Annotated in this window: 1 protein-coding gene; it reads left to right on the top strand. The window is 37.9% G+C overall.

Annotated features, from left to right (window positions below):
• Window positions 1-90 precede the first annotated feature (90 nt).
• Window positions 91-1,403, top strand: a protein-coding gene (locus CBF35_RS14820) for an IS3 family transposase (protein ID WP_126782603.1) whose coding sequence is annotated in 2 segments (ribosomal slippage) — window positions 91-466 and window positions 466-1,403 — 1,314 coding nt in all. Because the reading frame shifts where the segments join, the coding sequence is not laid out codon by codon here.
• Window positions 1,404-1,489 lie beyond the last annotated feature (86 nt).

Genomic DNA, 1,489 nt, shown 5'->3' with positions numbered 1-1,489 from the left:
TAAACTGTACCCTATAGAATGGACACGAAATAAAAAGCGTGCCTTCTGTAGGGTATTTTTGTATGATAAATAGAAAAGGAAGTGACACAAATGGGAATTAATAAGTTTACACCGCAAGAGGTGACAGATTTAGAACTAAATCCATATGTTCAACGAGTCAGTCGGTCTTCCATCACGTACACACAAGCATTTAAAGAGTTGTTTATTTTGAAAGACAATCAGGGAATGATGCCAACCGAGATATTTAGAGAAGCAGGGTTTGATCCAGCTATTTTAAAAGCGAAGCGAATTGATAGTTCCGCCCAAAGATGGCGTAAAAAAGTAACCAATGGCCAAAGTTTAGAAGATGAACGACCTGGAAATAGTGGTTGTCCGAAAACAAAAAATCTAACGGTTGAAGAAGAATTCAAACGTATGAAGGCACAAATTGCCTATTTAAAAGCTGAAAATGACTTCCTAAAAAAGCTCGAACAAGCAGAAAGAGAGGCGATTTGGAAAGCAAACTCAAAACACAAGAAAAATACGAAGTAATCAAATTATTACGAGAAAAATATGGTCAGCTCCTTCAAATCAATCACCTCTGTGACTTCGCCGGTGTTTCTCGCTCGGGCTACTATCATTATTTGGACTACTCAGCCGTTGAATCGCCAAAAAGTAGACAAGATGAAGCGGATTTTTCGCTCATTTTAAGAGCCTATCGATTTAAAAACCGCAAGAAAGGTGCCCGTCAAATAAAAATGACGCTCGCTACTCAGTTCAATGCAGTGATGAATCTTAAAAAGATTCGTCGCTTAATGAAAAAATTTGAGTTGGTTTGTCCGATTAGAAAGGCAAATCCCTACCGTCGCATGGCTAAATCTATGGCCACCAACAGTCGTCATCCCAATCATCTGAATCGTCAATTCAATCCGTCTGTACCTCGAAAAGTCTTTTTAACCGATATTACTTATCTCCACTATCAAAACAAACATGCCTATTTGTCGACAATTAAAGACAGTTGTACGAAAGAAATTGTCGCGTACAAAGTGTCTCATAATCTAAAACTTAATTTCGTGTTAGAAACCTTGAACGATCTAAGCGTCAATCATTTAACTGGCTCAAAAACGCATCGACTCATTCACTCTGACCAAGGATTCCACTACACATCTCACGCTTTCCAAAAACAAATCAAAGAATTAGGTCTCACTCAATCGATGTCTCGTCGAGGGAACTGTTGGGACAACGCACCTCAAGAATCCTTTTATGGACATATGAAAGATGAACTTAATCTCCATCATTGCCTAACTTTCGATGATGTGGTGACGGAGATCGATGAGTACATGGACTATTACAATAACTATCGTGGACAATGGCATTTAAACAGATTGACACCTCAAAAATATTACGAAACATTCAAAGTATAAAAAAGATGATCCCCAAATTTTGGGAATCATCTTTACACAATTCATACCACTTTTTTTATTATGTCCTTGACAAGGGGTACACTTTA

This window comes from Vagococcus salmoninarum (assembly GCF_003987495.1).
GTDB lineage: Bacteria > Bacillota > Bacilli > Lactobacillales > Vagococcaceae > Vagococcus_D > Vagococcus_D salmoninarum.
This window is presented reverse-complemented; position numbering and strand designations above follow the sequence as displayed.